The sequence below is a fragment of the Mesorhizobium sp. M1A.F.Ca.IN.020.06.1.1 genome (genome assembly GCF_004023265.1).
Classification (GTDB): domain Bacteria; phylum Pseudomonadota; class Alphaproteobacteria; order Rhizobiales; family Rhizobiaceae; genus Mesorhizobium.
Genome location: NZ_RZSR01000217.1, coordinates 1 through 7,315, shown reverse-complemented (window position 1 = coordinate 7,315; position 7,315 = coordinate 1). Strand labels below are relative to the sequence as shown.

Below are 7,315 nucleotides of genomic sequence, written 5' to 3'. Positions count from 1 at the left end.
CCGGCGTCAGTCGCTGCACGCGCTCGTCGGAGACCGCCTCAAGCCGCTGCTCGGCAACCATCTGCACCAGGGACGCGGTCGAAACCGCGGCAAGTTCCGAAGGCAGAGCGATCGGGTCCGTCTGAACCAGGATGGCGCTTTCAAGCGGCGGGAGCAGCTTGCCCAGAGATTGCAGGCTTTCCGCATCGTCCGCGGCTGTGGCGGCGAAGGGAACGATCGAAGGCCGGTACCGCTTGGCGAGGGTATCGCCTTCCGCAAAGGCCTGGTGGCGCGTCGCCAACGCGCTCCAGATCGGACGGTCGAGAACATGTTTCATTGTGCGACGGCCTTGGGCGCGACTGCCTTGGCCTTGTCCGCCCGGCGGTCGAGCGGGGTCGCGGCCAATCGATCCTCGATGGCGGCGAGCTGGCCAAGCAGCGGCCCGGAGAGGTCCGCGCACAATTCCGCGACCGCGCCCTCGATGCGCGGCCAGACGTTGTGCTTCGCGGCATCGACCAGCCGCTGGCCGTCCGCGGAGAGGGAAACGATCCGGCGCCGCTGGTCGTCATCCGATTGTGCGACCTCGACCAGGCCGAGCTCGGTGAGCAGCGACACGGCCCGCGTCACGCCCGGCTGCGCGATGCCGAGCGACTGCGCCAGTTCGCCGACCGGCAGCGGCCCCAGCCTGTCGAGCGCGGCGAGCAGCGGATACTGACTCGACTGGATCCGCACATCCAGGCGATCGAGCACGCGCTGCGTGTCGGCCTGCAACTGCTCGCCAATGCGCTTCAGCCTGCTGCCGAGGCAGAGAAAGCCGAGGGACCTCAGAACATCTTCCATCGTCGAACTGCCGGAACGAAAAGGATAACATGATATATAACCTTGCATGGAAATTGGCAATATGGTTTCACGATGCAGCCGGAGCGCCGGCTTTGGCCGGTAGACATTCCCTCTTCATTCGCCGCCGATAGCATCCTATATGGCGCTGGCGCGACATGACCGATCCGTCGCGCCAAGGCGACTGATTCGAGGCCCGTGGGCTCCGGGTCTTTCTTCATCGGCATGCGGACGCTTGATGCCATCCCTGCGCATCCATATCGACAGGTTTCTTGACGGCGCGGCGCCCAAGGTGCCGCGGCGCGAGCTGACGCATCTCGAGCGCCTGGAGCTGGTGCGGCGCCATGGCGACTTCTCGCTCGCCTATTCCACCGCCGTGCAGCAGAAGCTGTCCTACTTCAGCGAAGGCGATGGCTACATCGCATTCGGCACCAAGATGAAGCACCATTTCGCGCTGGGCGATCCGGTCGTCGATCCGCCGGACCGGCCGGGCTACATCAAGCGCTTCGTCGAGGCCGCCGGCGGCCCCTGGTTCGTTCAGATAAGCGCCGCCACGGCAAAGGTGCTGGCCGGGTTCGGCTATCAGATCAATCGGCTGGGCGTCGACACAAGGCTGCAGCTGCCGGCGCATGATTTCTCCGGCAAGCGCAACGAGACCGTGCGCTATTCGGAGCGCTGGCTGGCGAAGAAGGGCTTCACCTTCGCCGAGGACAGGGCCAACATGCTGCTCGACGAGGTTTCCCGGCTGTCCGAGAATTGGCGCGGCGAGCGCATCGTCAAACGCTGGGAGATGGGCTTCCTCAACCGCCCTTTCGCCGACCATCTCGGCGCCGACATGCGCCGCTTCGTCCTTCACGGCCCGCAGGGTGAGCTCGTCGCCATCCTCGATTTCGATCCGCTGTTCAGCAATGGCGAGGTCATCGGCTATACCACCGCCTTCAAGCGCAAGCAGGTCGACGCCACGCCGCATGCCGAGATCGGCCTGACCAAATTCGCCGTCGATCGCTTTCGCGAGGAGGGCGTTTCGGTGGTCACGCTTGGCCTGTCGCCGCTGCTCGACGTCGAGCCGAGCGGCTTTGCCGAATCGAGCTTCTGGCGCAGCACCTTCCGGCGCGCCTACGAGTCGCCCTGGGTCAACCGCTCGCGCTTCAACCTGCAGGGCCAGGCCGCCTTCAAGCGCCGCTTCCACGGGCTGGAGGAGCCGACCTACATTGCCTTCCGCAAGGGAACGCTGATGGAGATGCTTGGACTGCTGCGGCTGATCAAGGCGATTTGAAGCAAGCCTGTTCGTCAATTCCTCAGCCGATACCCGGTCCTGAAAATCCACGCCACGATTGCGATGCAGGCGGCCAAAAACACCAGCGTCATGCCGAGGCTGACGCCGACCGAGACGTCCGCTTTGCCGTAGAAACTCCAGCGGAACCCGCTGATCAGGTAGACGACCGGGTTGAACAGCGTGATCGTCTTCCAGATGCCGGGCAGCATATGGATCGAATAGAAGCTGCCGCCCAGAAAGGTGAGCGGCGTGACGATCAGCAGCGGCACCAGCTGCAGCTGCTCGAAGGTCTTGGCCCAGATGCCGATGATGAAGCCGAACAGGCTGAAGGTTACCGCCGTCAGCACCAGGAAGGCGATCATCCAGAACGGGTGCTCGATCCTGAGCGGCACGAACAGCGCCGCGGTCGCCAAGATGATCAGCCCGAGCATGATCGATTTGGTCGCCGCGCCCCCGACATAGGCGATGATGATCTCGAGATAGGAGACCGGCGCCGACAAGAGCTCGTAGATCGAGCCGACGAATTTCGGGAAATAGATCGCGAACGACGCGTTCGAGATCGACTGCGTCAAAAGCGAAAGCATCATCAGCCCCGGCACGATGAAGGCGCCGTAGCTGATGCCGTCGATCTCGGTGATGCGCGAGCCGATCGCCGAGCCGAAGACGACGAAATAGAGCGATGTCGAGATCACCGGCGAGACGATGCTTTGCAGCACCGTGCGGAACGCACGCGCCATCTCCATCCGGTAGATCGCCCACACTGCACGAAGGTTCATAGCCGCGTGGCGGTTCATGGCTCTTGCCTCAGCAGATTGACGAAGATCTCTTCGAGCGTGCTGTTCTTGGTGTCGAGGTCGTGAAACTGAATGCCTGCGGCCTCGAGATCGCGGATCAGCGAGGCGACGCCCGGCCGGTCGCTCTGGCTGTCATAGGTGTAGGTGAGTTCGTTGCCGTCCGCCGACAGCTCCAGCGCATAGCGCGACAGGCCCTCGGGCAACGCGGCGAGCGGCGCGCGCAGCTCCAGCGTCATCTGCTTGCGGCCGAGCTTGCGCATCAACTCGGCCTTGCCTTCGACCAGGATGATCTCGCCGCGGTTGATGACGCCGACCCGGTCGGCCATCGCTTCGGCCTCCTCGATGTAATGCGTCGTCAGAATGATGGTGACGCCGTCCTCGCGCAGCCGCCTGACCATCGCCCACATGTCCTGGCGCAGCTCGACGTCGACGCCCGCCGTCGGCTCGTCGAGGAACAGCACGCGCGGTTCGTGCGACAGCGCCTTGGCAATCATCAGTCGGCGCTTCATGCCGCCCGATAGCGTGATGGCCTTGGCGTCCTTCTTGTCCCAAAGCGAGAGATCGCGCAGCACCTTCTCGACGAAAGCCTTGTCGGGCGCCTTGCCGAACAGGCCGCGGCTGTAGTTCACCGTCGCCCAGACCGTCTCGAAGGCGTCGATGGTGAGCTCCTGCGGCACCAGCCCGATCAGGCTGCGCGCCGCGCGGTAGTCCCTGCCGATGTCGTGACCGTCGACGGTGACGCTGCCCGACGAGCGGTTGACGATGCCGCAGACGATCGAGATCAGCGTCGTCTTGCCGGCGCCGTTCGGCCCGAGCAGGGCGAAGATCTCGCCGCGCTCGATGTCGAGGTTGATTTCCTTCAGCGCCTTGAAACCGGTGGCATAGGTTTTCGTGACGCCGGAGATGGAGATGATGGGTGACATGCTGAAATATGGCCGGCTGGAAAACGTGACCTGATATAGGTCGGATGTCGTTTTATGCAAATCGGCAATCGACCGTGCTCCTGACAGTTCTCGACAGTCGCCGCCGCTCGCGGCCTCCAACAGCGCCGGCAAGCGGTCACGCGGTGCGTCTGTCCATGACCGCCCGACGCTGCGACAACGCGCCTCGCGTGACGCCGCGCCGCTTTGACCGATGCGTGTTCGAAGCCTATCCTTCAAGCCTGAATTGCAGCCGGAGCCCAGCATGGACCCGCTCATCCTGTCGCGCATCCAGTTCGGCGCGAATATCTCGTTCCATATCCTGTTTCCGGCGATCACCATTGCACTTGGCTGGGTGCTTCTCTTCTTCAAGCTCCGCTACAACGCCACCGGCGACTCGGCCTGGATGCGCGCTTATTTCACCTGGGTGAAGGTGTTCGCGCTGTCCTTCGCCATGGGCGTGGTTTCGGGCGTCACCATGAGCTTCCAGTTCGGCACCAACTGGCCGGGCTATATGGAAACGGTCGGCAACATCGCCGGCCCGCTGCTTGCCTATGAGGTGCTGACCGCCTTCTTTCTCGAGGCCGCCTTCCTCGGCATCATGCTGTTCGGCTTCCGCCGCGTCTCCAACCGCATCCACACGCTGGCGACCGTGCTGGTGGCGGGCGGCACCACGGTTTCCGCCTTCTGGATCATCGCGCTGAACTCCTGGATGCAGACGCCGGCCGGCTTCGAGATGATCGACGGCAAGGCGCATGCCCTCGACTGGTGGGCGGTCATCTTCAATCCGTCCATGCCCTACCGGCTGGTCCACATGCTGCTCGCCTCCGGGCTCACGGTCTCCTTCCTGATCGCCGGCTGCTCGGCGCTGCGCTACTTTTATGGCGACCGCTCGGAATCGATGTGGAAGGCGCTGCGCACCGGCGTCTTCGCCGCCGCCATCCTGATTCCGATCCAGATCTTTGCCGGCGACCAGCACGGCTTGAACACGCTCGAGCACCAGCCGCAGAAAATCGCCGCCATGGAGGCGAACTGGAACACCGGCGCCCACGTGCCGCTGGTGCTGTTCGCGCTGCCCGACGAGGCGGCCAAGGAAAACAGGTTCGGGCTCGCCATTCCCGACGGCGCCAGCCTCATCCTGCGCCACAGCACAAGCGGCGTCGTGCCCGGCCTCAACGACTATCCGGGCAACCACCCGCCGGTCTTCCCGGTGTTCTGGGGTTTCCGCGTCATGGTCGGCACCGGCATCCTGATGCTCATCGTCTCCTGGTCGGCGGCCTTCTTCCTCAAGCGTCGCCGCAACCTGCCTAAGCCGCTGGCCCTGATCATGGTGCCGATGGCGCTGTCCGGCTGGCTGGCGACGCTGGCCGGCTGGTACACGACCGAGATCGGCCGCCAGCCCTGGCTGGTCACCGGGATATTGAAGACGGCGGATGCCGTCGGCCCGGTCGCCGGCAGCCATGTCGCGCTGACCCTGGCCGTCTATCTCATCCTCTATGTGCTGCTCTTGATCGCCTATCTCGGCGTGCTGGTGCATCTCGCGCTGAAGGCGGCCAAGGAAGGCGACACCTCGCCGTTGCCCGGCGTCATGAACGCCGCGATGTCGCAGCCGGCCGCCGGAGAGTGAACATGCAGGAGCAAGACAAGCGGTACGGTCGGTTCGATGCGGGCCTTTCTTCTGAGGTCGGCGCTGTCACTCACCTGACCGCCGGCACGGGTGCTTCAAACAGTATGGCCGTCTGTCGGACCAATCTCGGTTGGAGGAAAGAAAGATGACCTTCGACTGGCCCACCGCGCTTCCGCTGATCTTCGCCGGCCTGATGGGCCTCGCCATCCTGATCTACGTCATTCTCGACGGTTTCGATCTCGGCATCGGCATCCTGTTCGCAGGCGCCGAAGATGCCGAGCAGGACACGATGATCGCGGCGATCGGCCCGTTCTGGGACGCCAACGAGACCTGGCTGGTGCTGGCGGTCGGGCTCTTGCTGGTCGCCTTCCCGATGGCGCACGGCACCATCCTCACCGCGCTCTATATCCCGGTGTTCCTGCTGCTGGTCGGCTTGATCCTGCGCGGCGTTGCCTTCGATTTCCGCGCCAAGGTGCCGGCCGGCAAGAAGCACCGCTGGAACCGGATCTTCTTTTTGGGCTCCACCATGGCCTCGCTGGCGCAGGGCTATATGCTCGGCGTCTATGTGCTCGGCCTCGATGTCGGCTTTGGCGGCATGGCCTTCGGCGCGCTGGTCGCGCTCTGCCTATCGGCGGCCTACGCCGCCATGGGCTCGGCCTGGCTGATCTACAAGACCGAGGGCGATCTGCAACGAAAGGCGGTGCGCTGGCTGCGCGTCACGCTGGTGTTGACGGCGCTCGGCATGGTCGCGGTCTCTTTGGCGACGCCCTTCGCCAGCCCGCGCATCTTCGACAGATGGTTCCTCTGGCCGGAGATCCTCTATCTGTCGCCGCTGCCGATCGTATCGGCGCTCCTGTTCCTGTGGCTGTGGCGGCAGACGTTTCATCTGCCCAAGCCCGACGACCGCCATGCGCTGCGGCCCTTCCTGACCCTGGCCGCCATCTTCGCGCTCGGTTTCGCCGGGCTCGCCTGGTCGTTCTATCCCTATGTCGTGCCCGACAAGCTGACGATCTGGCAGGCCGCCTCGGCGCCGGAGAGCCTGGCCTTCATCCTGGTCGGCACCGTCGTCGTGCTGCCGATCATCATTTTCTATTCGTTCTACGCCTATCGCGTGTTCGGCGGCAAGGCGACGGATCTGACCTACGATTGAGGAGAGGCGTTGGTGACGGCGTCTTTCTCCCCGTCACCATACGGGGAGAAATGCCCGGCAGGGCAATGAGGGGCAGCGCAAACCTGTCAAGCAGAGCGGCGGCCCGTTCCTGCAAATGCCGGCGCCGCCCCTCATCCGCCTGCCGGCACCTTCTCCCCGTATAGTGACGGGGAGAAGGCCTAAGATGGTCATCCTCAGCTCTTGCTACTTGCCAGCACCAGCACCGGCTTCTCGCTGTAGAGCGCGGGAAACAGCGCTTTCAAATTCTCGATCTTCGGCAGGTCGTTGTAGACGATATAGGGGTAGGTCGGGTTCAGCGTCAGGAAATCCTGATGGTAATCCTCGGCCGGATAGAAGGTCTTGCCCGTCTCAAGCGTCGTCACGATCGGCTTCGAAAACACCTTGGCCTTGTCGAGCTGGGCGATGTAGCTCTCGGCGATCTTCTTCTGCTCGTCGTTCTCGGCGAAGATCGTCGAGCGGTACTGCGTGCCCTGGTCCGGCCCCTGGTAGTTGAGCTGCGTCGGGTTGTGCGCGACCGAGAAATAGACCTGCAGCAACTGGCCATAGGTCACCTTCGACGGATCGTAGGTGATCTCGACCGATTCCGCGTGTCCGGTGCGGCCGGTGCCGACGACCTCGTAGACGGCGTGCTCGGCGCTGCCGCCGGCGTAGCCGGAGACGGCCATGCTGACGCCCTTGACGTGCTGGAACACGCCCTGCACGCCCCAGAAG

Annotated in this window: 7 protein-coding genes and 1 pseudogene; 3 read left to right on the top strand and 5 right to left on the bottom strand. The window is 64.0% G+C overall.

The annotated features are described in order from the left end of the window. Both EOA60_RS12255 and EOA60_RS12250 read right to left on the bottom strand, forming a co-directional pair. Positions 1-316, bottom strand: a pseudogene (locus tag EOA60_RS12255) (GNAT family N-acetyltransferase); the annotation flags it as partial. Further along, positions 313-819: a MarR family transcriptional regulator gene (locus EOA60_RS12250; RefSeq protein WP_127334710.1), complete on the bottom strand. Its 507-nt coding sequence runs from the start codon at positions 817-819 to the stop codon at positions 313-315. The pseudogene EOA60_RS12255 and the gene EOA60_RS12250, both read right to left, overlap by 4 nt. A gap of 235 nt (positions 820-1,054) precedes the next feature. Here EOA60_RS12250 and EOA60_RS12245 point away from each other — a divergent pair, with 235 nt between their 5' ends. Next, positions 1,055-2,092, top strand: a complete 1,038-nt coding sequence (locus EOA60_RS12245; protein WP_095825061.1) for a phosphatidylglycerol lysyltransferase domain-containing protein — start codon at positions 1,055-1,057, stop codon at positions 2,090-2,092. A gap of 14 nt (positions 2,093-2,106) precedes the next feature. Here the strand turns inward: EOA60_RS12245 and EOA60_RS12240 are convergent, their stop codons facing one another. Both EOA60_RS12240 and EOA60_RS12235 read right to left on the bottom strand, forming a co-directional pair. Next, positions 2,107-2,868, bottom strand: a complete 762-nt coding sequence (locus EOA60_RS12240; RefSeq protein ID WP_067003307.1) for an ABC transporter permease — start codon at positions 2,866-2,868, stop codon at positions 2,107-2,109. A gap of 14 nt (positions 2,869-2,882) precedes the next feature. Beyond that, complete coding sequence (locus EOA60_RS12235; protein WP_095825060.1) at positions 2,883-3,809, bottom strand: ABC transporter ATP-binding protein; 927 nt, start codon at positions 3,807-3,809, stop codon at positions 2,883-2,885. Positions 3,810-4,071: 262 nt separating this feature from the next. On the opposite strand from EOA60_RS12235, the gene EOA60_RS12230 reads away from it, so the two are divergent. Both EOA60_RS12230 and EOA60_RS12225 read left to right on the top strand, forming a co-directional pair. Then, positions 4,072-5,433 carry a cytochrome ubiquinol oxidase subunit I gene (locus EOA60_RS12230; protein WP_128311401.1) on the top strand — a complete coding sequence of 454 codons (1,362 nt, stop codon included), beginning with the start codon at positions 4,072-4,074 and terminating at the stop codon, positions 5,431-5,433. A 145-nt stretch (positions 5,434-5,578) separates the two neighbouring features. Beyond that, positions 5,579-6,583 (top strand): cytochrome d ubiquinol oxidase subunit II, encoded by a 1,005-nt coding sequence (locus tag EOA60_RS12225; protein ID WP_095825058.1) that lies wholly within the window; start codon positions 5,579-5,581, stop codon positions 6,581-6,583. A gap of 194 nt (positions 6,584-6,777) precedes the next feature. Here the strand turns inward: EOA60_RS12225 and msrA are convergent. Then, a partial coding sequence (msrA, locus tag EOA60_RS12220) for a peptide-methionine (S)-S-oxide reductase MsrA (protein WP_128311399.1) occupies positions 6,778-7,315 on the bottom strand: 538 nt, incomplete at its 5' end.

Excerpts from the sequence above, each read along its gene's own strand:
- EOA60_RS12240 (WP_067003307.1), bottom strand. The coding sequence starts at position 2,868 with ATGAACCTTCGTGCAGTGTGGGCGATCTACCGGATGGAGATGGCGCGT.
- EOA60_RS12245 (WP_095825061.1), top strand. The coding sequence starts at position 1,055 with ATGCCATCCCTGCGCATCCATATCGACAGGTTTCTTGACGGCGCGGCG.
- EOA60_RS12225 (WP_095825058.1), top strand. The coding sequence starts at position 5,579 with ATGACCTTCGACTGGCCCACCGCGCTTCCGCTGATCTTCGCCGGCCTG.
- EOA60_RS12250 (WP_127334710.1), bottom strand. The coding sequence starts at position 819 with ATGGAAGATGTTCTGAGGTCCCTCGGCTTTCTCTGCCTCGGCAGCAGG.
- EOA60_RS12235 (WP_095825060.1), bottom strand. The coding sequence starts at position 3,809 with ATGTCACCCATCATCTCCATCTCCGGCGTCACGAAAACCTATGCCACC.
- EOA60_RS12230 (WP_128311401.1), top strand. The coding sequence starts at position 4,072 with ATGGACCCGCTCATCCTGTCGCGCATCCAGTTCGGCGCGAATATCTCG.